Here is a 22,768-nt window from a genome sequence, read left to right on the forward strand (position 1 = left end):
AGGCACCTTTTTGAAATGAACATACGAAATGATGTACAGCAGGCGCTCAAAAACCTTTTTGGTAACACTGCAGCTCCGCAGGAAACATCACATACAACCGACGAATCAAATGCCGTAAAGCGTCTCCTTTTAGGAAAAGTACTTCGTTTATTAGGGGACCAGCATGCACTGATCCAAGTAGGGAATCAAACGATTCAAGGCAAACTTGAAACTCAGCTTCGTCCTCAGGCGTATTACTGGTTTTCCTACGAAAAAAAACCAGCGGAACAGACAGGCCGTCTCCAGGTTGTTCAAAGCTTTGACCAAAATCCCAAAACAATTCAGGATGCAGCGGGCAAGCTTCTGAACGCTATTTCAGTGAAGCCGTCAAACGCCTCCCTTATGATGGCAGGCGCAATGCTGAAAAGCAAAACACCCATCACAGAAAATGATATCAAAACAGCTGTCCGCTGGATGGACACGCTGCCTGCGTCAGACACAAAAAAAGCCATTGAAACAGTTTTATTTGCCTTAAAGCGGGATCTCCCCGTTCATCCCGATGTTTTGAGCGGAGTTCATGCTGTCAAATCGCCTGTACCGCTCCATCAGCACTTATCTCAGCTGATTCAGGCTATTCATGAAAATCCTCAGCCGAGCCAGGCGCTGACAAAGCTAAGAGAAGCCGTTACAGCACTATTTAATAGCGAAACAGATGTCCATGCAGAACGTCTTATCGAGAAGCTTTTCTCGTTAACGGATCATACCAGATCTGCCTCTTCAGTCAGTACTGCCGGAAACCGGGAGCTTAGCGCAGCAGACGGCTCCGCAGGAAAGGCACACCGGGCACATGTAAACCCGCAGGAGCAGCAGCGAAACATACGAGACGGTGCTGCTAAAACTGTCTCAGACATTCCAATGAAAGAAGCAGGAAGGCTGCTGGCCAAACTGACGGAAGCTGCGGATAAAAACGGCAATTCAATCGTAAAAGAAGCAGCGAATTGGATAAAGGCTGTTGTTTCCTCTAGTCAAAATAAGCCCGAGGCAGCAGCTTCTGTTTTGCAGGCCGCACGAGTCACGGATCAAGAAGCCGATGTATTTTTAAAGGCTGTTCAGCAGACAGCTCCGAATTTAACGGATAAGGCAGATGTTCTTTCCTTTTTATCCAAAGTAAAAATGGCAATAGGCGCGCGAGATGAGCTTGCATTTATTAAAGCGTTTGAACAAGGCACCGCAGTGCTGCCTGATGATATTCAATCAGTCAAGATGGCTCTGCATGCCGCCAGAGCGTCACATGAGTTACCGGAACCTGTCAAACAGGAAGCGGATCAGCTCTTCCATAAATTAAACGGTCAGCTTCTCATGCAGCAGGATCATCCTTCATACAGCCAAATTGTGATGTCATTTCCGATGTTTTCAAAATCGGGGGTTCAGGACATGACTGTTCTGTTTAAAGGAAAAAAAGAAGCGGATGGAAAGCTCGATCCTTCCCATTGCCGGCTCCTGTTTTTACTGCAATTGGATACGTTAAAAGAAACGGTTGTTGACTGCCTGATACAGCAGCAAGTCATGACGATTACAATTGAGACGGATTTTGAACTTCAGCCGGCAATCGATCCAATGGTGCCCACCCTCAAGCAATCGCTCAAAGAAATGGGCTACAGTCTTTCAGGAGTTAACGCTAAAAAGCGCCTTCGATCTGATGAAATGGCTACAATTGATCAATACATAACAAGCATCAGTGATCAGGAAGTGGATGTGAAAATATGAACGAGCAAACGCCTTTAAGGAAAGCCATAGCTCTCCATTATGATGAAAAAAAAGACAAGGCGCCAAAAGTAATTGCAACCGGAAAGGGCTATGTTGCTGACAACATTATCAAAGAAGCTAAAAAGGCGGGGGTCCCGATCCAAGAAGATCGGACCCTTGTCGAATTAATGCGCCATTTGACTGTGGATGACCAGATCCCGGAAGCTCTTTATGAAACGGTAGCCGAGATTTTTTCTTTCATTTACAGATTGGACGAAAGTGTAAAAAATAAAAAATAGCCGAAATATTCCCCATTCTCCGCTTGAAATTTATGTTTTTAATAAAATAAAAGTTTGAATGTTTAGAAGGATTTTAAGATTTTGCATCGAACTCTAGACAATTCTTCCAGTATTATATAGAATGAAAGCGCAGTCTATTTTTAGTTTTGTTACATAAGTTAGGAGGATGGGAAATGAATATCCATGAGTACCAGGGAAAAGAAGTCCTCAGAAAATATGGGGTATCTGTTCCTGAAGGTAAAGTGGCTTTTACAGCAGAAGAAGCAGTTGAAAAAGCAAAGAGCTTATCCAGCTCGGTTTATGTCGTAAAGGCTCAAATTCATGCTGGCGGTCGAGGCAAAGCTGGTGGGGTAAAAATAGCAAAATCATTAGAAGAAGTAAGAGCGTATGCCGAAGAACTTTTAGGTAAGACCCTCGTTACGCATCAGACGGGTCCGGACGGACAAGTAATAAAACGCTTACTTATTGAAGAAGGCTGCGATATTAAAAAGGAATACTATGTGGGATTAGTGCTTGACCGTGCCACTTCAAGAATTGTTCTGATGGCCTCTGAAGAAGGCGGAACAGAAATTGAAGAAGTAGCAGAGAAAACACCGGAAAAAATCAAAAAGGCTGTCATTGATCCGGCTGTTGGCCTCCAAGGCTATCAAGCCAGAGAAATTGCATTCGCTATTAATATTCCAAAAGAGCTTGTTGGGAAAGCTGCTAAATTTATGCTTGGATTATACAAAGCGTTTGTGGAGAAAGACTGCTCAATTGCCGAAATCAACCCTCTCGTTGTAACAGGAGACGGGAATGTGATGGCGCTTGATGCGAAATTAAATTTTGACAGCAACGCATTATACAGACAAAAAGATATTATGGAATATAGAGATTTGGACGAAGAAGATCCAAAAGAAATTGAAGCGTCTAAATACGATCTGAGCTACATTTCCCTTGAAGGAAATATCGGATGCATGGTAAACGGCGCAGGGCTTGCGATGTCCACGATGGATATCATTAAACATTATGGAGGAGAGCCGGCCAACTTCCTTGATGTCGGGGGCGGCGCAACCGCAGAAAAAGTCACGGAAGCATTTAAAATCATTCTTTCTGACCAAAATGTTAAAGGGATTTTCGTCAACATTTTCGGCGGCATTATGAAATGTGATGTCATCGCAGAAGGGGTTGTTGAAGCGACAAGACAAGTCGGTTTAACATTGCCGCTTGTCGTCCGTCTTGAAGGAACAAACGTGGATCTAGGGAAGAAAATCCTTAGTGAATCAGGATTAAATATTACATCTGCGGAATCCATGGCTGACGGCGCGCAGAAAATCGTATCTTTAGTATAGGAAAGAATGAAAGGCAGGGGACCAAATAATGAGTGTTTTTATCAATAAAGATACAAGAGTTATTGTACAAGGGATTACAGGTTCTACCGCTTTATTCCATACGAAGCAGATGCTTGAATACGGCACAAATATCGTGGGCGGTGTGACACCTGGAAAAGGCGGAACAGAAGTGGAAGGGGTACCTGTATTTAATACAGTGGCTGATGCAGTTCATACGACTGGCGCAAATGCGTCTGTTATCTACGTTCCGGCACCTTTTGCGGCTGATGCTATTATGGAAGCGGTAGATGCGGAGCTTGATCTGGTCATTTGCATCACAGAGCATATCCCGGTTCTAGACATGGTAAAAGTGAAACGCTTCATGGAAGGCAAGAAAACGAGATTAATAGGACCGAACTGCCCTGGCGTCATCACGCCTGAAGAATGTAAAATCGGCATTATGCCCGGATATATCCATAAAAAGGGTCATGTAGGCGTTGTATCGCGTTCAGGAACATTAACATACGAAGCAGTGCATCAGCTGTCAGAAGCGGGTGTAGGACAGTCTACAGCCGTTGGGATTGGCGGCGATCCTGTAAATGGAACCAACTTCATTGACGTTTTAAAAGCGTTTAACGAAGATCCTGATACACACGCTGTCATCATGATCGGCGAAATCGGCGGTACAGCTGAAGAGGAAGCTGCTGAGTGGGTAAAAGCCAACATGACAAAACCGGTAGTCGGATTCATTGGCGGCAAAACAGCACCTCCAGGGAAGCGCATGGGACATGCAGGTGCCATCATTTCCGGCGGAAAAGGCACTGCTGATGAAAAAATCAAAACACTTAACGAATGCGGAATCGAAGTTGCAGAGACACCTTCTGTCATGGGAGAAACATTAATTAAAGTGTTGAAAGAGAAGAATTTATTTGAAACGTGCAAAACACATTAATAGAGAAGGAACAGCCATCTTGGCTGTTCCTGCTTTTGCTGTCAAAAGGAGGTCCTCATATTGGATCAGGCCGCTGCCTGTTTAATCACTTGCAGAATCAATCAATTATTATCCCCTTCTCTTCTATTAAAATGGTGGAAAGCTGATCCATTAATGTCACTGTCAAACCCTTCATGCGCATTAGAAACCGCTTCACAAGGCAAAGTAAAGACTGCGGCATTAAAAAATAAAATAGAAGAACAATATCCCAAACTTCAGCATTTACTCTCTGTATACCATCAGCAAGGCATTGAAGTCATCCCAATATCCTCAGATCAATATCCATTCTGGCTGAAAACCATTTATGATCCGCCTCCTGTGCTGTTTGCAAAAGGTGATATATCCCTTCTTTCTCAAGGGCGTAAAATAGGAATTGTAGGTACGCGGCATCCGACAGCCTATGGAATCCAGGTTGTCAATCATCTTACAATAGAGCTTTGCCATAAAAAGTGGGTGATTGTCAGCGGGCTGGCGTCTGGGATTGACGGATTGTCCCATGCGGCAAGTATTAAGGCGAAGGGGCGGACAATCGGAGTCATCGCAGGCGGATTTCAGAACATTTATCCTCGAGAAAATCTTCAATTAGCAGAATACATGGCTAAACACCATCTTCTTCTGTCAGAGCATCCACCTGAAACCAAACCCCAAAAATGGCATTTCCCTATGAGAAACCGTATTATAAGCGGGTTAAGTGAGGGCATTATTGTTGTGCAGGGCAAAGAGAAAAGCGGTTCTTTGATTACCGCATACCAAGCGCTGGAACAAGGGAGAGAAGTATTTGCCGTACCCGGTTCTGTATTTGATCCTTACGCCGGAGGTCCTATAAAATTGATCCAAGAGGGGGCTAAAGCCATATGGTCAGCAGAGGATATTTATGCAGAGCTTCCTGAGAGAAACGTTCAATATACGGAACCCTTTTGAATTATCGTTTGACAAACAGCATTGTAATATTTAATAATAGTGAGGATTTAAAGTTGCATATTGTTTTCTATTTAAATAATGACGTTCATCATAAAGAATGAAATGTTGAAAGCCAAATAAAGACAGCTGCAAATATAAAATAAAATTTGAAATACTTGAAGAGAGAGAACACCTCTTGAGGGGGATGAAAATGTCTGATTATCTAGTCATCGTGGAATCGCCCGCTAAGGCGAAAACGATTGAACGTTACTTAGGTAAAAAATATAAAGTGAAAGCATCAATGGGACATGTCCGGGATCTTCCAAAAAGTCAAATGGGAGTTGACATAGAACAAAATTTCGAACCAAAATATATAACCATTCGAGGTAAAGGTCCGGTATTAAAAGAGCTGAAAACGGCTGCCAAAAAAGCGAAAAAAGTTTATCTCGCAGCCGACCCCGACAGAGAAGGGGAAGCAATTGCATGGCACTTGGCTCACAGCCTTGACCTGGATCTTAATTCAGACTGCCGTGTTGTGTTTAACGAAATTACGAAAGACGCAATTAAAGAATCATTTAAGCATCCCCGCATGATCAATATGGATTTGGTGGATGCACAGCAGGCGAGACGTATATTAGACAGGCTCGTAGGATATAAAATCAGCCCAATTCTTTGGAAAAAAGTTAAAAAAGGGCTCAGCGCTGGCCGTGTTCAATCTGTTGCCCTCCGTTTAATTATTGATCGTGAAAAGGAAATTAACGACTTTAAGCCAGAGGAATATTGGACAATAGACGGCACGTTCTTAAAAGGACAGGAGACGTTTGAAGCGAGCTTTTTCGGTAAAAACGGAAAAAAACTTCCTTTAAAGAGCGAAGCGGATGTAAAAGACATACTTTCTCAGCTCAAAGGCAATAAGTATACAGTTGAAAAAGTAACTAAAAAGGAACGGAAACGCAATCCGGCCTTGCCTTTTACAACTTCAACCCTTCAGCAGGAAGCAGCGCGCAAGCTCAATTTCAGAGCGAAGAAAACGATGATGATTGCGCAGCAATTATATGAAGGAATTGATCTAGGAAAAGAAGGAACTGTCGGTCTGATCACGTATATGAGAACGGATTCAACCCGTATTTCCAATACAGCAGTTGATGAAGCGGCAGCGTTTATTGATCAAACGTACGGAAAAGAGTACTTAGGCGGCAAAAGAAAGCCCGCTAAAAAGAATGAAAATGCTCAGGATGCCCACGAAGCGATCCGTCCGACGTCGGTTCTCAGAAAACCAAGTGAATTAAAAGCAGTCCTTGGCAGAGATCAGCTGAGACTGTATAAATTAATTTGGGAGCGTTTTGTTGCCAGCCAAATGGCATCTGCTGTTTTAGATACAATGAGTGTTGATTTGACGAACAACGGTTTGACTTTTCGTGCAAACGGAAGTAAAGTCAAGTTTTCCGGGTTTATGAAAGTGTATGTTGAAGGCAAAGACGATCAATTGGAAGAAAAAGACCGGATGCTGCCTGACCTGCAAGAGGGAGACACTGTTTTATCTAAGGATATAGAACCGGAACAGCATTTTACCCAGCCGCCTCCGCGCTATACTGAGGCCCGATTGGTTAAAACGCTTGAAGAACTAGGTATCGGCCGTCCTTCCACTTATGCTCCGACGCTTGATACGATTCAGCGGCGCGGGTACGTTGGTCTGGATAATAAACGGTTTGTTCCCACAGAATTAGGGCAGATCGTGCTTGAGTTGATCATGGAATTTTTCCCTGAAATCATTAACGTTGAGTTTACGGCAAAAATGGAAAAAGACCTTGATAATGTTGAGGAAGGCAATATAGAATGGGTACAGATTATTGATAACTTCTATACCGATTTTGAAAAGCGCGTGAAAAAAGCCGAATCAGAAATGAAGGAAGTTGAAATTGAGCCTGAATATGCCGGAGAAGATTGTGAATTCTGCAGTTCTCCTATGGTGTATAAAATGGGCCGATACGGTAAATTCCTAGCTTGCTCCAATTTCCCCGATTGCCGGAATACAAAGCCGATTGTCAAACAAATCGGTGTGAAGTGCCCGAGCTGCGGAGAAGGAAATATTGTTGAGCGAAAATCGAAAAAGAAACGGATTTTTTACGGCTGTGACCGTTATCCGGACTGTGAATTCGTTTCCTGGGACAAACCAATTGAACGAAAATGTCCGAAATGCGGAAAAATGCTTGTTGAGAAAAAGCTCAAAAAAGGCATACAAGTCCAATGCGTGGAATGCGATTATAAGGAAGAACCACAGAAGTAGCGGTGAGCAGGGTCTTGCTCACCTTCTTTGTGTGTTAAAAGAAGACAATGAATAATAAACTAGGAGATGTGAAAGATGAACCAACAAACAGTGAATGTAATCGGAGCCGGACTTGCAGGCAGTGAAGCGGCATGGCAGCTTGCCAAACGGGGGATTCAAGTCAGATTATATGAAATGCGCCCAGTCAAACAGACGCCTGCCCATCATACTGATAAATTTGCAGAACTGGTATGCAGCAACTCTTTACGCTCCAATACACTTGCTAACGCTGTAGGTGTATTAAAAGAAGAAATGCGTGCGCTTGATTCAGCAATTATCGCTGCGGCTGACGAATGCTCAGTGCCTGCCGGCGGCGCACTCGCGGTAGACCGGCACGAATTTGCGGCAAGTGTGACAAACCGGGTGAAAAACCATCCCAACGTTACTGTTATTAATGAAGAAGTAACAGAAATACCGGAAGGACCAACAATTATCGCAACTGGTCCGTTAACTTCAGAATCATTGTCTGCACAGTTAAAAGAGCTTACTGGAGAAGACTATTTATACTTCTATGATGCAGCGGCGCCTATCGTAGAGAAAGACAGCCTTGATATGGATAAAGTGTATTTGAAGTCCCGTTATGACAAAGGAGAAGCGGCTTATCTAAACTGCCCGATGACAGAAGAAGAGTTTGACCGATTTCATGAAGCTTTGACTTCGGCGGAAACTGTGCCGTTAAAAGAATTTGAAAAAGAGATTTTCTTTGAAGGCTGCATGCCGATTGAAGTAATGGCAAAACGAGGAAAGAAAACAATGCTTTTCGGACCGATGAAGCCAGTGGGATTAGAGCATCCTGTTACCGGAAAACGTCCATATGCAGTCGTTCAGCTTAGACAGGATGATGCGGCGGGAACTCTCTATAATATTGTAGGATTCCAAACTCATTTAAAATGGGGAGACCAAAAGGAAGTCCTCAAATTGATTCCCGGACTTGAAAATGTGGAAATCGTCAGATACGGCGTTATGCACAGAAATACATTCATTAATTCTCCAAGCTTGTTAAAGCCGACTTACCAATTTAAAAAACGGAACGATTTGTTCTTCGCAGGACAAATGACGGGAGTAGAAGGATATGTGGAATCTGCTGCTTCTGGACTTGTAGCAGGTATTAATGCGGCTAAACTTGTTTTAGGAGAAGAGCTTGTCACTTTTCCTCAGGAAACAGCAATAGGCAGTATGGCTCACTATATTACAACAACAAACCAGAAGAACTTCCAGCCGATGAACGCAAACTTTGGGCTTTTAAAAGAATTGCCTGTTAAAATTAAAAATAAAAAAGAGCGTAATGAACAGTACGCAAATCGGGCGATCGAGACAATTCAAACAATTTCGAAAACAATTTAGGTATTGATTGCAACTTGAACGCGATTTGTGATACCATTTAAAAGCCCTTCCTGGGGAGGTATTTGGCATGGAGAATGTTAAGAATTTCGTAAACTTATTCGTTGAATATTTACAAATTGAAAAAAATTATTCACAATATACTATTGTGAATTATGTGGATTCAATTGAAGAATTTGAGACTTTCCTGCGTGTTCAAGGTATAAATGGATTTGAAGAAGCTGCATATCAAGATACTAGAATTTTTTTGACGGAAGCCTATGAAAAGGGTTTATCAAGAAGAACAATCAGTAAAAAAATTTCTGCATTGAGAAGTTTTTACAAATTTCTGATGCGGGAAAAGCTTGTTGATGATAATCCGTTCCAGCTTGTTCATCTGCCGAAACAAGAGAAACGGATACCGAAGTTTCTATATCAAAAAGAGCTTGAGGAACTGTTTGAAGTTTCAGATATAAGCCAGCCGACCGGCATGAGGGATCAAGCGCTATTAGAGCTTCTCTATGCCACCGGAATGAGGGTCAGTGAATGCTCTTCCATAACGGTTCATGATCTTGATTTATTTATGGACACTGTGCTTGTTCACGGGAAAGGCAAGAAGCAGCGTTATATCCCTTTTGGGTCTTACGCCCGCGAAGCGTTGAAGTTATATATGAATAGCGGAAGACAGTGCTTGCTGAAAAAAGCAAAGGAACCTCATGATCTATTATTCGTGAATCAAAGAGGCGGACCGCTTACAGCCCGAGGCATTAGGCACATTTTAAGCGGGCTTGTCAAAAAAGCGTCCGGCACTTTACATATCCATCCGCATATGCTTCGACATACGTTCGCCACTCATCTGTTAAACGAAGGAGCAGATTTGAGGAGCGTTCAAGAACTGCTCGGGCATTCCAATCTGTCTTCGACACAGATATACACGCACGTTTCGAAGGAAATGCTGAGAAACACATATATGTCTCACCATCCAAGAGCTTTTAAGAAAAATTAAAGGAGGCCCTTTATGTCATCTTTTCATGCGACTACAATCTTTGCAGTACAGCATCAGGGACGAAGCGCAATGTCCGGAGACGGTCAAGTTACATTTGGTCAGGCTGTTGTAATGAAACATACTGCGAGAAAAGTAAGAAAACTGTTTAACGGCAAGGTTCTCGCAGGATTTGCGGGATCTGTTGCAGACGCTTTCACTCTATTCGAAAAGTTCGAAGCGAAACTTGAAGAATATAATGGCAACTTAAAACGGGCTGCTGTTGAGCTTGCAAAGGAATGGCGAAGCGACAAAGTACTTAGAAAGCTTGAAGCCATGCTGATCGTTATGAATCAAGATACCTTGCTTCTCGTATCGGGAACTGGTGAGGTTATCGAACCGGATGACGGCATTCTGGCAATTGGATCAGGCGGCAACTACGCTTTGGCAGCCGGAAGAGCGCTGAAAAAGCATGCCGGTGACAGCATGACTGCAAGTGAGATTGCTAGAGCTGCGCTGGAAACAGCGGGCGAAATTTGTGTATACACGAACGATCAAATCATACTGGAAGAGCTTGAATAGAAAGGACTTGAGGCGCATGGAAAAAACACCGTTAACACCAAGACAGATTGTAGATCGGTTAGACCAATACATCGTCGGTCAGCAAGACGCGAAAAAAGCTGTCGCCGTGGCATTAAGAAACCGCTATAGAAGAAGTCTTCTGGATGAAAAGCTGAAAGACGAGGTCGTTCCGAAAAACATTTTAATGATGGGGCCTACCGGGGTAGGGAAAACTGAAATTGCCAGACGAATCGCTAAGCTTTCAGGTGCGCCATTTATCAAAATTGAAGCAACAAAATTTACAGAAGTCGGCTATGTAGGCAGAGACGTTGAATCAATGGTCAGAGACCTTGTGGAAACTTCTGTACGTCTTATAAAAGAAGAAAAAATCAACGAAGTGAAGGAGCAGGCTGAAGAAAATGCAAACAAACGCATTGTGCGCCTGTTAGTCCCAGGGAAGAAAAAACAATCAGGCGTTAAAAACCCGTTTGAAATGTTTTTTGGCGGCAGCCAGCCAAACGGCGAAGATGAAACGGAAAGCCAGGAAGAAGCAAACATTGAAGAAAAAAGAAAACGCATGGCTCATCAGCTGGCATTAGGAGAGCTGGAGGACCACTATGTTACTGTAGAAGTTGAAGAGCAGCAGCCTTCTATGTTTGACATGCTGCAGGGCTCGGGTATGGAGCAGATGGGCATGAATATGCAGGATGCACTGAGCGGATTGATGCCAAAGAAAAAGAAACGCCGTAAAATGACAGTCAGAGAAGCCAGAAAAGTCCTGACGAATGAAGAAGCAAGCAAACTCATTGATATGGATGAAGTCAGCCAGGAAGCTGTCCATAGGGCAGAAGAGAGCGGAATTATCTTTATCGACGAGATTGATAAAATTGCAAAAAACGGTGGCGCGTCATCTTCAGCTGATGTATCAAGAGAAGGTGTTCAGCGGGATATTCTCCCAATCGTTGAGGGTTCTACCGTTGTCACTAAATACGGTTCAGTTAAAACAGACCATGTATTGTTTATCGCAGCGGGAGCATTCCATATGGCCAAACCGTCTGATCTGATTCCTGAACTGCAAGGGCGTTTTCCAATTCGTGTAGAACTGAGCAAACTGACGGTTGACGATTTCGTGAGAATCTTAGTTGAACCCGATAACGCGCTCTTAAAACAATATCAGGCATTATTACAGACAGAAGGTATATCTCTTGAATTTTCTGACGAAGCTATTCATAAGATTGCTGAAGTCGCCTATCATGTGAATCAGGAAACAGATAATATCGGTGCGAGACGCCTTCATACAATACTCGAACGTCTGTTAGAAGATCTTTCTTTTGAAGCCCCGGATGTAACAATGGAGAAAATAACGATTACACCGCAGTATGTGGAAGAAAAGCTCGGAACGATAGCTAAAAACAAAGATTTAAGTCAATTTATATTGTGAAAATTTAATAAGAGGAATGTTTAGGAGGATCATTTATCATGGCTTTATTACAAAAAACAAGAATTATTAACTCCATGCTGCAAGCTGCGGCAGGGAAACCGGTTAACTTTAAAGAAATGGCGGAAACGCTTCGGGATGTAATTGATTCCAATATTTTCGTTGTGAGCCGCAGAGGAAAACTTCTCGGGTACTCTATCAACCAGCAAATTGAAAATGACCGCATGAAAAAAATGCTTGAGGATCGCCAATTCCCAGAGGAATATACGAAGAATCTGTTCAACGTCCCTGAAACATCTTCTAACCTGGATATCAATAGTGAGTATACTGCTTTTCCTGTTGAAAACAGAGACTTGTTCCAAGCTGGTTTAACAACAATTGTGCCGATCATCGGAGGCGGAGAAAGATTAGGTACACTCATTCTTTCACGTTTACAGGATCAGTTTAATGATGATGATTTAATTCTTGCTGAATACGGCGCTACAGTTGTCGGAATGGAAATTCTGAGAGAAAAAGCAGAAGAAATTGAAGAAGAAGCAAGAAGCAAAGCAGTCGTACAAATGGCAATCAGCTCTCTTTCTTATAGTGAGCTTGAAGCAATTGAACACATCTTTGAAGAGCTTGACGGAAACGAAGGCCTTCTTGTTGCAAGTAAGATTGCAGACCGTGTCGGCATTACTCGCTCAGTTATTGTTAACGCACTCAGAAAGCTTGAAAGTGCTGGAGTAATTGAGTCAAGATCATTAGGAATGAAGGGTACTTATATCAAAGTGCTGAACAACAAATTCCTGATTGAATTAGAAAATCTGAAATCTCATTAATGAACAGAAGAACCCCTTAAAAGAGGGGTTCTTTTTTGCATTCAAATAAAGGAAATCAATAAGCTTTATTTCCTGGGCGAAAAGTCTTTCTCTGTAATATGTTAATAAAATTGATGATTTTCTTCATAAAAACAGAAAAAAGACGATAAATGAATGGGGAAATACAGAAATTAAGCTATTTTCAGCCTTATATTAATGTAAAAAACATAGTTCAAATAATCTAGGACTATGTACCTATTTGTAAAATAGATATATATGAGGACATTTTTTTACACGAACTTCATAGACTTTATGCCTGTTATTTCTTACAATAAGCATATGGTTTTACAAATCTCGACAAGGATATTGAGGGTGAAAAAAACTGAAATGGAGGTAAGTGGATTTGAGCCTATTTTCTGGAACGATACAAAATCTTGAAAATGCCTTGGGCAGAGCGAATATTAAGCAAAAAGTCATAACCAATAATATTGCTAATATAGATACACCGAACTATAAGGCGAAAAAAGTCTCTTTCCAAAATTTATTAGATCAAGAATCCTCTCGTCTCGAATCTATAAAAACAGACTATCGGCATGTTGATTTTTCTGATGCTGATTCAAATTATTCAATTGTAACGAGCGGAGATACATCTTATCAGCAAAACGGAAATAACGTTGACGTTGACAAAGAGATGACAGAACTAGCAGAAAATCAGATTAACTATCAAGCTTTAGTTGAAAGAATGAACGGAAAATTCAATTCTCTGAAGACCGTACTAACAGGAGGAAAGTAATGACAGCTTTTCAAAGCTTAAATGTTTCAGCATCAGCTTTAACTGCTCAGCGCCTCAGAATGGATGTTGTATCGTCTAACTTGGCGAATATGGATACGACAAGAGCCAAGCAGGTAAACGGTGAGTGGTTGCCTTACAGAAGGAAAATGGTTTCGCTTCAGTCAAAAGGTGAATCGTTCTCATCGATTTTGAATTCTAAAATGAGCGGCAGCGGCAATGTCGGAAATGGGGTAAAGGTTACAAAAATCACTGAGGATAACTCTGATTTTAATCTGGTCTATGATCCGACCAATCCTGATGCAAACGCTGAAGGATATGTGCAAAAGCCAAATGTTGATCCATTAAAAGAAATGGTTGACCTTGTCAGCAGTACGAGATCATACGAGGCCAATGTCACAGCGATGAATGCCTCAAAGGGAATGCTGATGAAGGCTCTAGAAATCGGAAAGTAAGGTGATGAATGTGATCAATAAAATTTCTCCTTTTCAGGTTCAAAATACTCAAAACACTCAAAATGCAACAAATCAAGTAAACAATAGCCAAAAAACAGATTCTTCAAATCAAACAAGCTTTTCGGAGCTTTTAAAAAACTCTATAAGTTCGTTAAATGAGTCCCAAGTAGCTTCTGACAATATGACTAATGCCTTGGCTGCAGGGAAAGATGTGAATCTTGATGAGGTCATGATCGCCGCTCAAAAAGCAAGCATCTCTCTGACTGCTGCAACTGAGTTCCGCAACAAAGCTGTGGAAGCATACCAGGAGATTATGAGAATGCAAATGTAGGGGGTCTGACGAGAAAGAGAAAGAGTGGAATGACCGGGGGTTAACATGAATCGTACTCTAATGCAAATGAAAAACAAAACGAGTGAGTTTTGGAAAAATAGATCTAAATTACAAAAGATTTTAATGATTGGTGCTTTAGCGGCAATTATCATTCTTGCCATTATTATCAGTATTTTTTCTTCTAATCAGAAAATGGCGCCGCTGTACAAAGATTTGTCAGCTGAAGAAGCCGGACAGATCAAAGAAGAACTGGATGCGAAAAAAGTGCCTAGCGAACTTTCAAATGGCGGTACGGTTATTAAGGTTCCGGAAGATCAGGTTGATTCACTGAAAGTTCAGCTGGCTGCAGAAGGGCTTCCTAAAACCGGATCAATTGATTACTCATTTTTTGGACAGAACGCCGGCTTTGGTTTAACAGATAATGAATTTGATATGGTGAAAGTCAAAGCCACACAAACGGAACTGTCCAATCTGATTAATGAAATGGACGGTATCAAAAATTCAAAAGTAATGATTAACCTTCCGAAAGACGCTGTCTTTGTCGGTGAAGAGCAATCAGCAGCATCTGCTTCAATCGTTCTGCAGATTCAGCCTGGATACACACTAGATCAAAGCCAGATCAACGGATTGTATCATCTGGTATCAAAAAGTGTGCCGAACTTAAAAGAAGATAATATCGTCATCATGGACCAGAACTCTACATACTACGACAAAACAGACAGCGGTGCAGGGTCCTACGCGGATAGTTATTCTTCACAGCAGGGAATTAAATCCCAAGTTGAAAAAGACATTCAAAAACATGTTCAGTCATTGCTTGGAACGATGATGGGGCAGGACAAAGTTGTAGTTTCTGTCACGGCCGATATTGACTTTACAAAAGAAAAACGGACAGAAGACATCGTCGAGCCTGTTGACAAAGAAAACATGGAAGGCATTGCGGTTAGTGCTGAAAAAGTATCGGAAACATATCAGGGAGACGGCGCAGCTAATGGCGGAACTGCCGGAACCGGGGATGAAGATGTAACAAACTATCAAGCTGACGGCGAAAATACCGAAAGTGGGAACTACGAAAAAAGCAGTAATAAAATCAATTATGAGGTTAACCGAATCCATAAAGAAATAGCTGAAAGCCCTTATAAGGTAAGGGATTTAGGGATTCAAGTAATGGTAGAGCCGCCTGATGCCAAAAACACGGCGTCGCTATCAACCGAAAGACAGGATGATATACAAAAAATTCTTTCAACTGTTGTCAGAACATCATTGAATAAGGATGAAACACAGAACCAGAACCTTTCTGATGAAGATATCAGTAATAAAATTGTTGTCTCCGTTCAGCCTTTTGATGGAAAAGTAAGTCTTGATACTGATACGGAAAAATCCTCCGGTATCCCAATGTGGGTATATATCGTTGGGGGCGTTTTGATCGCAGTCATCATCATTCTGATCATTATGTTTATCAGAAAGAAACGCGCTCAAGAGGATGAATTTGAGGAATACACGTACGAAGTGCCTCAGGAGCCTATCAATTTGCCTGATATAAATGAAGAGGAAAATGAAACAGAGGAAACAGTCAGACGAAAACAGCTTGAAAAGATGGCGAAAGATAAGCCTGAAGACTTTGCAAAACTGCTGAGAAGCTGGCTGGCCGAGGATTAGGAGGGATTAGAAATGGCGAGACGTGATCAAGATAAGCTTACAGGAAAACAAAAAGCAGCCATTCTCATGATTTCCTTAGGTTTAGATGTGTCAGCTTCTGTATATAAGCATTTAACCGATGAAGAAATTGAAAGGCTTACTCTTGAAATATCAGGAGTTAGAAGTGTCGATCATCAAAAAAAGGATGAAATTATAGAGGAATTTCATAATATAGCGATTGCCCAAGATTATATTTCTCAGGGCGGTTTAAGCTATGCCCGACAAGTTCTTGAGAAGGCGCTGGGAGAAGATAAGGCTGAAAACATACTAAACAGGCTGACTTCTTCTCTGCAAGTTAAACCATTTGACTTTGCCAGAAAAGCAGAGCCAGAACAAATTTTAAATTTCATTCAACAAGAGCATCCGCAAACGATGGCTTTAATCTTGTCTTACCTTGACCCTGTGCAGGCCGGACAAATTTTATCCGAGCTGAATCCTGAGGTTCAGGCAGAAGTCGCAAGAAGGATTGCGGTAATGGACAGAACGTCACCTGAAATTATTAATGAGGTAGAACGGATTCTGGAACAGAAATTATCCTCCGCATTCACTCAGGACTATACACAAACCGGCGGAATCGAAGCTGTTGTTGAAGTCTTAAACGGTGTAGACAGAGGAACAGAAAAGACGATATTGGATTCCTTGGAAATTCAGGATCCTGATCTTGCTGAAGAGATCAAGAAGCGGATGTTTGTCTTTGAGGACATTGTTACACTTGATAACCGCGCAATTCAGAGGGTTATTCGCGATGTTGAAAACGACGATCTGCTCCTTTCATTAAAGGTGGCAAGCGAGGAAGTCAAAGAAATTGTATTCAACAATATGTCACAGCGTATGGTTGAAACATTCAAAGAAGAAATGGAATTTATGGGCCCTGTACGTTTGAAGGATGTAGAAGAGGCTCAATCAAGAATTGTAAGCATCGTCAGAAAGCTTGAAGAAGCCGGTGAAATTGTGATAGCAAGAGGCGGAGGAGACGATATTATTGTCTAATATCATTAAACAAGAATCATCTTTTTCCCCACAGCAGGAAAGAAGGAAGCTTTCTTTACAAGAGGTTCGGATCGATCATTCACATCTTTTACAGAATGAAGAAAATCCGGAAGCTTTAATGGCCCGGGTCAAAGAAGAAGCTAATCGGATTTCCGAGCAAGCGAACAGCCAGATGGAAGATATCCGCCGTCAAATTGAGCAGGAAAAAAATGATTGGGCGGCTGAAAAACAGCAGCTTATTGAAGAAGCGAAAGCAGAAGGATTCGAAAAAGGTGTGGCATTAGGGAAAACTGAAGCCTTACAACAGTATGCTGAGCTGATCAGTCAAGCAACCAGCATAATGGAAATGTCCAGAAAAGCTGTAGAGGATAAACTTGAAGATGCCTCCGGAGAAATCGTTGAGCTTGCCGTTGCGTTAGCTAAAAAAGTATGGCAGCAAAAATCTGATGATAAAGAGGCCTTTATCCTGCTTGTGAAACAGGTGGTAAACGAAGTAAAGGAATATGACGATATATCAATATATGTAGATCCTTATTACTATGAAACAGTTTTTCAGCATAAAGACGAAATTCAGCAGCTTCTATACAAAGAATGCCGGCTTGGTTTATACGCCGACGAAAAAGCTGAAAAAGGATCATGTTATATAGAAACTCCCTTTGGCAGAGTAGATGCAAGCATTGATACCCAGCTGGTGCAACTGAAGCATAAGCTCCTTACAGCACTGGAAGCAGGTGCGGATCTATGAAGACACAGAGTCTGATAGATTGCATAGAAATGACAGACTCGTATAAGCGTTATGGAAAAGTGAAACGGGTAATCGGCCTGATGATTGAATCAAAGGGGCCGGCAAGCTCAATTGGTGATCTATGCCTGATTTACGCAAAGGGTCAATCAGGTAAAGTCATCAAAGCTGAAGTTGTTGGCTTTCAGGAAGAAAATATTCTGTTAATGCCCTATTTAGAGGCCGCAAGCATTGCGCCCGGGAGCATTGTTGAAGCCACCGGTGAATCTCTTCGTATAAAGGTAGGAGCCGGTCTGATCGGACAAGTCATTGATGCGTTTGGCGAACCGCTCGACGGGAAAATTTTGCCAAAAGGACTTTCGCCTGTATCAACGGAGCAATCACCGCCTAACCCGATGAAACGTCCGCCTATCCGTGAAAAGATGGGTGTTGGAGTCAGGTCTATTGACAGTCTGCTGACTGTCGGAAAAGGCCAGCGGATTGGTATTTTTGCAGGAAGCGGCGTCGGAAAAAGCACATTAATGGGAATGATCGCTAAACAGACCGAAGCTGACTTGAACGTAATTGCACTCGTCGGAGAACGCGGTCGAGAGGTTCGGGAGTTTATTGAAAAAGATCTGGGAGCAGAGGGACTGAAGCGGTCAATTGTAGTCGTTGCTACCTCAGATCAGCCTGCATTAATGAGGTTGAAAGCCGCATATACGGCGACAGCCATTGCTGAGTACTTTCGTGATAAAGGCCAAAATGTCATGTTTATGATGGATTCTGTCACAAGGGTGGCGATGGCTCAGAGGGAGATCGGACTTGCCGCTGGAGAGCCCCCGACGACAAAAGGATATACACCCTCTGTGTTCGCTATTTTACCTCGGTTGTTAGAGAGAACAGGTGCAAATGAACACGGAACAATCACAGCGTTTTATACAGTGTTAGTAGACGGAGATGACATGAATGAACCTATTGCTGATACGGTACGCGGAATTTTAGACGGACACATTGTGTTAGACAGGGCTCTTGCTAATAAAGGCCAGTTTCCTGCCGTCAATGTGCTAAAAAGCATCAGCAGGGTGATGTCAAACATCTCGACAAAACAGCACTTAGACGCAGCGAATAAATTCCGTGAACTTTTATCAACGTATCAAAATTCTGAAGACCTGATTAATATTGGAGCTTACAAAAGAGGGTCCTCAAGAGAAATTGATGAGGCGATACAATTTTATCCGCAGCTTATTCAATTTCTGAAGCAGGGAACAGAAGAATCAGCATCATTGGAAGAAAGCATTGCAGCATTAACTAGTTTGACAGGAAATGAGGAATAGAACGTGGCCTATCAATTTAGATTCCAAAAGCTGCTGGAACTAAAAGAGAATGAGAAAGACCAGTCTTTATCTGAGTATCAGCAATCAGTTTCTGAATTCGAAACTGCAGCGGAGAAACTATATGAGAACATGAGCAAAAAGGAATTGCTTGAACAGAATAAAGAAAACAAACTGAAAAGCGGGATGAGCGTTCAAGAGATGAGGCATTATCAGCAATTTGTCTCAAATCTTGAAAACACAATTTATCACTACCAAAAGCTTGTCATTATGAAAAGGAATCAAATGAACCAAAAGCAAGAAGTATTAACAGAAAAAAATATTGAAGTGAAGAAGTTTGAAAAGATGCGTGAAAAACAGTTTAAAATGTTTGCTCTTGAAGACAAAGCTGCAGAGATGAAAGAAATGGACGATATCTCGATCAAGCAGTTTATGATTCAAGGCCATTAGGAGCGAATGTAATGTCCGGCAAAAAGAAAGAATCAGGTAAATTCCGATCGGTGTTGCTGATCATTATCCTTCCGCTGATTTTTCTGCTTATAGCAGGGGGGATTGTTCTCTGGGCGGCTGGTGTCAATGTCTTAAAGCCGATACAGGAAGCTGCAGCCAAAACGCCAGTGCTTAAAGAATTGGTTCCTGAGACCGAAGATAGAAAAGATACATCATCAACAGCTAAGAATAACAGTAATACGGCGGCTCTGGAAAAAACCATTAAGGATCAAAAAAGTGAGATCAGTATTTTGAATAAAGATTTAGAAACAAGCAAATCTGAAATTGACAGGCTGAATCAAAAGATCCGTTCTCTTGAAAAAACAGCGGAAGACCAAAAAAAGACATCAAAGGATAACTCAGAAGAATCATCAAGTTCTGATACAGCTTCTAATGATAAAGTCATCAGTGTTTATAAAAGCATGGACAGCGGAAAGGCTGCGAAAATCATTGCCCAATTAAAGGAGAAAGAAGCGCTGAAAATATTGAATGGACTGAGCAAAAAGCAGCTTGCTGAAATTTTGGCAAAAATGACTCCTGAGCAAGCGGCAACATATACAGAAAAAATTGCTGCCAGCCAAGAATAGGGGGAATAAAGGTGAAGCTGCTTGAATTAGCCGGACCTCGGCTGCAAACTACAGCAGGGACAGCTGCTAAAACAATCAAAAATAGCCAGGGAGTTTTTCAAAATTGGCTTATGTCTGAAGCCGGCTCGAAAGAACCTTCATCACAAGGAAAAGGGACTCTGACTGACGATCAGCTTTTGAAAGATGCATGTAAAAAGATCAGTGGTTGGCTAAAAGCAACTCCTGAAAATCAAGACAAGCAAAAAGCCGATCTTCTGCAAACGTTAAGTGAACTAACAGGAAAGCAACTGGATGAATCCGCTCAGCAAATATTACAGAGCCTACTGCAAGCAGTTGAATTAAAATTGGCTGACGAAACTGATCAACTGCATATGGGGCAAATACTTGCTGAAAAAATCATTTCTGAAGATAAAACGGCTCTGACTGCAAAGAATTCAGCTGGTGATGCCGCTACTGATGAACTCAAGTCTGATAGAGAGCAAGGAGTTCAGGAAAATGAGGCATCAGCAGAAGTTGATAAAGCGCTTATCTATATCCAAATGCTTATCAGTCAGCTTTTAGAAGGAAATAAAATGACTGACGGTGATAATCAAGCTCATACTGTCTACAAAAATGGAGATGAATTTCTTTCTGCATTAGAAAAAAAGGGCATATCTGAACAGCTTATTCAGGATCTTAAACAGCAGATATTTACTAAAGATGAGTCAAGTTCAAAGCTTTATACGATGTCAAAGTCAGAGCTGAAAAGTTTTCAAAGCTTAATGGAACAGATGTCATTGCTTCCTCAAAAAGGGACGAAGGAATGGAATATGACTGAAAGTCAGCTGAAAGCTTTCTTGTTATCGAAATCATCCGAATCATCACAAGATGTCGCAAAACGTGCCTTTACACCGGACACTCCAACGCCAGGTAATAAAAGTACGACAGACTCCTCTGTGAGTATTCAGCCAATAGATAGTAAGTCAGGAATTCAAATGATGTTTTCAGGCTACCGGAGCACCGGAGGAGTTCAGACACTCGATTTGCAGCTCTCATCTGATTTACATACAGCAGAAACAAAAACGGTTGCTGATCAAGTGATCAGTGCATGGAAGCAGATGAAATATACACCCTTTGGGAGATCAACCGGCAGCTTTACAATTCGGCTGAACCCTGAACATTTAGGATTTGTCACAATTAAGCTGACAAATGAAAATGGAATGTTCCAGAGTAAAATCATTGCATCCAGCCAATCTGCAAAAGAGCTGCTCGAACAACATCTGCCTCAGCTGAAGCAATCACTGCCCAATATGGCTGTCCAAGTTGACCGTTTTACTTTGCCGATTCAAAGCGGTGACCAGCCGATATATGGCCAGCTTGCTGATGAACAGAAACAGCAGCAAGAGGGTCAGAAGCAGCAAAGACAGAAAAAGCAATCAAACGAGTTTGGAGACTTGCTTGATGAAGTGTCAATGGTTGAATTGGAGGAAGAAGAATGACATCAATAAGCTCAGAATATAAATTGCCTGAAAAAAAAAGCAGCACTGCGCCTGGAAGCAACAGCAGCTTGGGAAAAGACGAGTTCTTAAAAATATTAATGACTCAAGTCCAAAACCAAGATCCGCTTAATCCGGTTGATGACAAAGAATTTATCAGCCAGATGGCAACTTTTTCAAGTCTGGAACAGATGATGAATCTGAATACGACGATGACGAAATTCGTTGAAAACCAAGATCCGTTTACAACGTATGTTGATTGGATGGGAAAAGAAGTATCTTGGACTGATGGTAAAAGTGCAACAGATAAAACAGGCACAGTAAGCTCTGTTAAACATTCTCAAGGAAAATATTATCTCGTTCTTGATGATGGGACCGAGATCAGTCCGGCGAATGTCATGTCTGTGGGACAGTCTTCTAAATAAAAACATCTGGGGGAATATATTATGTTACGTTCACTTTATTCTGGAATCAGCGGTATGAAAAACTTTCAAACTAAACTTGATGTTATCGGCAACAATATTGCCAACGTAAATACAGTGGGATTCAAAAAGAGTCGGGTTACATTTAAAGATATGGTGAGTCAAACGATTGCCGGCGGTTCTGCTGCTGGTGCAACAATCGGCGGAACTAACTCTAAGCAGATCGGTTTAGGTTCATCATCTGGCACAATTGATACCATTCATTCAACAAGCGCAACACAAAGCACAGGAAGAACGCTTGATTTAGCGATTGACGGCGACGGTTATTTTCAAATTGATACAGGTGATGGAACGGCTTACACAAGAGCCGGAAACTTCTATTTAGATAATACCGGAACATTGGTGACTGGTGACGGCTACCATGTATTAAATATGACCGGAGGAACAATAAAAATTCCTCTTGATGCTCAAAGCTTTAGCATCGGATCTGATGGAAAAGTATCAATTGTTGATGCTGGCGGTAAACCGCAAGATGGCGGCCAGATTGGAGTTGTTACTTTTGCAAACAGTGACGGTTTAGATAAAATCGGAAGCAACTTATATCGTGAATCTTTGAACTCTGGAACTGCTAGTGCAGCTAATCAGCCTGGTGATGGCGGTACAGGTGCCTTGAAGTCAGGATTTATAGAAATGTCTAACGTTGATTTAACTGACGAGTTTACTGAAATGATTGTTGCTCAGCGCGGGTTCCAATCAAACTCCAAGATTATTACAACATCGGATGAAATCCTTCAAGAGCTGGTTAACCTTAAACGTTAAGGAGGGAG

The 22,768-nt window shown here is 41.8% G+C and carries 23 protein-coding genes; all 23 read left to right on the plus strand.

What is annotated here, in order from left to right; translation table 11 throughout:
• Positions 1–15 precede the first annotated feature (15 nt).
• Complete coding sequence (locus HC660_RS08725) at positions 16–1,746, plus strand: hypothetical protein (RefSeq protein ID WP_168747812.1); 1,731 nt, start codon at positions 16–18, stop codon at positions 1,744–1,746.
• Positions 1,743–2,024 carry a FlhB-like flagellar biosynthesis protein gene (locus HC660_RS08730; RefSeq protein ID WP_168747814.1) on the plus strand — a complete coding sequence of 94 codons (282 nt, stop codon included), beginning with the start codon at positions 1,743–1,745 and terminating at the stop codon, positions 2,022–2,024. The genes HC660_RS08725 and HC660_RS08730 overlap by 4 nt, the downstream gene beginning before the upstream one ends.
• Before the next feature lie 173 nt (positions 2,025–2,197).
• Positions 2,198–3,355, plus strand: coding sequence for an ADP-forming succinate--CoA ligase subunit beta (gene sucC / locus HC660_RS08735; RefSeq protein ID WP_168747815.1), 1,158 nt, complete (start codon positions 2,198–2,200; stop codon positions 3,353–3,355).
• Positions 3,356–3,383: 28 nt separating this feature from the next.
• The gene (sucD, locus tag HC660_RS08740) at positions 3,384–4,286 is read left to right on the plus strand and encodes a succinate--CoA ligase subunit alpha (RefSeq protein ID WP_010334236.1); all 903 of its coding nucleotides are present in this window, start codon (positions 3,384–3,386) and stop codon (positions 4,284–4,286) included.
• A gap of 60 nt (positions 4,287–4,346) precedes the next feature.
• The gene (gene dprA / locus HC660_RS08745; protein WP_168747817.1) at positions 4,347–5,246 is read left to right on the plus strand and encodes a DNA-processing protein DprA; all 900 of its coding nucleotides are present in this window, start codon (positions 4,347–4,349) and stop codon (positions 5,244–5,246) included.
• Positions 5,247–5,436: 190 nt separating this feature from the next.
• Positions 5,437–7,512, plus strand: a complete 2,076-nt coding sequence (gene topA / locus HC660_RS08750; RefSeq protein ID WP_168747819.1) for a type I DNA topoisomerase — start codon at positions 5,437–5,439, stop codon at positions 7,510–7,512.
• Between the two features lie 75 nt (positions 7,513–7,587).
• Positions 7,588–8,895 (plus strand): FADH(2)-oxidizing methylenetetrahydrofolate--tRNA-(uracil(54)-C(5))-methyltransferase TrmFO, encoded by a 1,308-nt coding sequence (gene trmFO / locus HC660_RS08755; RefSeq protein ID WP_010334239.1) that lies wholly within the window; start codon positions 7,588–7,590, stop codon positions 8,893–8,895.
• Positions 8,896–8,962: 67 nt separating this feature from the next.
• Positions 8,963–9,877, plus strand: a complete 915-nt coding sequence (gene xerC / locus HC660_RS08760) for a tyrosine recombinase XerC (protein WP_010334240.1) — start codon at positions 8,963–8,965, stop codon at positions 9,875–9,877.
• A gap of 12 nt (positions 9,878–9,889) precedes the next feature.
• A complete protein-coding gene (gene clpQ / locus HC660_RS08765) occupies positions 9,890–10,435 on the plus strand; it encodes an ATP-dependent protease subunit ClpQ (protein ID WP_010334241.1) in 546 nt (181 codons plus the stop codon).
• Positions 10,436–10,451: 16 nt separating this feature from the next.
• Positions 10,452–11,855, plus strand: coding sequence for an ATP-dependent protease ATPase subunit HslU (hslU, locus tag HC660_RS08770; RefSeq protein ID WP_029441258.1), 1,404 nt, complete (start codon positions 10,452–10,454; stop codon positions 11,853–11,855).
• 38 nt (positions 11,856–11,893) lie between these two features.
• Complete coding sequence (gene codY / locus HC660_RS08775) at positions 11,894–12,673, plus strand: GTP-sensing pleiotropic transcriptional regulator CodY (RefSeq protein ID WP_003220850.1); 780 nt, start codon at positions 11,894–11,896, stop codon at positions 12,671–12,673.
• Positions 12,674–13,055: 382 nt separating this feature from the next.
• Complete coding sequence (gene flgB / locus HC660_RS08780) at positions 13,056–13,445, plus strand: flagellar basal body rod protein FlgB (RefSeq protein WP_010334244.1); 390 nt, start codon at positions 13,056–13,058, stop codon at positions 13,443–13,445.
• Positions 13,445–13,897 (plus strand): flagellar basal body rod protein FlgC, encoded by a 453-nt coding sequence (flgC, locus tag HC660_RS08785; RefSeq protein ID WP_010334245.1) that lies wholly within the window; start codon positions 13,445–13,447, stop codon positions 13,895–13,897. The genes flgB and flgC overlap by 1 nt, the downstream gene beginning before the upstream one ends.
• A 10-nt stretch (positions 13,898–13,907) precedes the next feature.
• Entirely contained in the window at positions 13,908–14,228 is a 321-nt protein-coding gene (gene fliE, locus HC660_RS08790) for a flagellar hook-basal body complex protein FliE (RefSeq protein WP_029441259.1), read from the plus strand.
• A gap of 45 nt (positions 14,229–14,273) precedes the next feature.
• Positions 14,274–15,884, plus strand: a complete 1,611-nt coding sequence (gene fliF / locus HC660_RS08795; protein ID WP_010334246.1) for a flagellar basal-body MS-ring/collar protein FliF — start codon at positions 14,274–14,276, stop codon at positions 15,882–15,884.
• Positions 15,885–15,896: 12 nt separating this feature from the next.
• Complete coding sequence (gene fliG / locus HC660_RS08800; protein WP_003231981.1) at positions 15,897–16,913, plus strand: flagellar motor switch protein FliG; 1,017 nt, start codon at positions 15,897–15,899, stop codon at positions 16,911–16,913.
• Positions 16,906–17,658 (plus strand): flagellar assembly protein FliH, encoded by a 753-nt coding sequence (gene fliH, locus HC660_RS08805; protein ID WP_168747821.1) that lies wholly within the window; start codon positions 16,906–16,908, stop codon positions 17,656–17,658. The genes fliG and fliH overlap by 8 nt, the downstream gene beginning before the upstream one ends.
• On the plus strand, positions 17,655–18,971 hold the full coding sequence (gene fliI / locus HC660_RS08810) for a flagellar protein export ATPase FliI (protein ID WP_010334248.1): 1,317 nt from the start codon (positions 17,655–17,657) through the stop codon (positions 18,969–18,971). The genes fliH and fliI overlap by 4 nt, the downstream gene beginning before the upstream one ends.
• Before the next feature lie 3 nt (positions 18,972–18,974).
• Positions 18,975–19,418: a flagellar export protein FliJ gene (fliJ, locus tag HC660_RS08815; RefSeq protein ID WP_168747823.1), complete on the plus strand. Its 444-nt coding sequence runs from the start codon at positions 18,975–18,977 to the stop codon at positions 19,416–19,418.
• 11 nt (positions 19,419–19,429) lie between these two features.
• Positions 19,430–20,044 carry a MotE family protein gene (locus HC660_RS08820; protein ID WP_168747824.1) on the plus strand — a complete coding sequence of 205 codons (615 nt, stop codon included), beginning with the start codon at positions 19,430–19,432 and terminating at the stop codon, positions 20,042–20,044.
• Between the two features lie 11 nt (positions 20,045–20,055).
• On the plus strand, positions 20,056–21,522 hold the full coding sequence (locus HC660_RS08825) for a flagellar hook-length control protein FliK (RefSeq protein WP_168747826.1): 1,467 nt from the start codon (positions 20,056–20,058) through the stop codon (positions 21,520–21,522).
• Positions 21,519–21,944 carry a flagellar hook assembly protein FlgD gene (gene flgD, locus HC660_RS08830; RefSeq protein ID WP_010334252.1) on the plus strand — a complete coding sequence of 142 codons (426 nt, stop codon included), beginning with the start codon at positions 21,519–21,521 and terminating at the stop codon, positions 21,942–21,944. The genes HC660_RS08825 and flgD overlap by 4 nt, the downstream gene beginning before the upstream one ends.
• Before the next feature lie 21 nt (positions 21,945–21,965).
• Entirely contained in the window at positions 21,966–22,760 is a 795-nt protein-coding gene (gene flgG / locus HC660_RS08835) for a flagellar basal body rod protein FlgG (protein WP_029441260.1), read from the plus strand.
• Positions 22,761–22,768: the final 8 nt, after the last annotated feature.

Origin of the sequence: Bacillus mojavensis, assembly GCF_012648005.1 — a bacterium.
GTDB lineage: Bacteria > Bacillota > Bacilli > Bacillales > Bacillaceae > Bacillus > Bacillus mojavensis.

Excerpts from the sequence above, each read along its gene's own strand:
- HC660_RS08725 (WP_168747812.1), top strand. The coding sequence starts at position 16 with ATGAACATACGAAATGATGTACAGCAGGCGCTCAAAAACCTTTTTGGT.
- HC660_RS08730 (WP_168747814.1), top strand. The coding sequence starts at position 1,743 with ATGAACGAGCAAACGCCTTTAAGGAAAGCCATAGCTCTCCATTATGAT.
- sucC (WP_168747815.1), top strand. The coding sequence starts at position 2,198 with ATGAATATCCATGAGTACCAGGGAAAAGAAGTCCTCAGAAAATATGGG.
- sucD (WP_010334236.1), top strand. The coding sequence starts at position 3,384 with ATGAGTGTTTTTATCAATAAAGATACAAGAGTTATTGTACAAGGGATT.
- topA (WP_168747819.1), top strand. The coding sequence starts at position 5,437 with ATGTCTGATTATCTAGTCATCGTGGAATCGCCCGCTAAGGCGAAAACG.
- trmFO (WP_010334239.1), top strand. The coding sequence starts at position 7,588 with ATGAACCAACAAACAGTGAATGTAATCGGAGCCGGACTTGCAGGCAGT.
- xerC (WP_010334240.1), top strand. The coding sequence starts at position 8,963 with ATGGAGAATGTTAAGAATTTCGTAAACTTATTCGTTGAATATTTACAA.
- clpQ (WP_010334241.1), top strand. The coding sequence starts at position 9,890 with ATGTCATCTTTTCATGCGACTACAATCTTTGCAGTACAGCATCAGGGA.
- hslU (WP_029441258.1), top strand. The coding sequence starts at position 10,452 with ATGGAAAAAACACCGTTAACACCAAGACAGATTGTAGATCGGTTAGAC.
- codY (WP_003220850.1), top strand. The coding sequence starts at position 11,894 with ATGGCTTTATTACAAAAAACAAGAATTATTAACTCCATGCTGCAAGCT.
- flgC (WP_010334245.1), top strand. The coding sequence starts at position 13,445 with ATGACAGCTTTTCAAAGCTTAAATGTTTCAGCATCAGCTTTAACTGCT.
- fliF (WP_010334246.1), top strand. The coding sequence starts at position 14,274 with ATGAATCGTACTCTAATGCAAATGAAAAACAAAACGAGTGAGTTTTGG.
- fliG (WP_003231981.1), top strand. The coding sequence starts at position 15,897 with ATGGCGAGACGTGATCAAGATAAGCTTACAGGAAAACAAAAAGCAGCC.
- fliI (WP_010334248.1), top strand. The coding sequence starts at position 17,655 with ATGAAGACACAGAGTCTGATAGATTGCATAGAAATGACAGACTCGTAT.
- HC660_RS08820 (WP_168747824.1), top strand. The coding sequence starts at position 19,430 with ATGTCCGGCAAAAAGAAAGAATCAGGTAAATTCCGATCGGTGTTGCTG.
- flgD (WP_010334252.1), top strand. The coding sequence starts at position 21,519 with ATGACATCAATAAGCTCAGAATATAAATTGCCTGAAAAAAAAAGCAGC.
- flgG (WP_029441260.1), top strand. The coding sequence starts at position 21,966 with ATGTTACGTTCACTTTATTCTGGAATCAGCGGTATGAAAAACTTTCAA.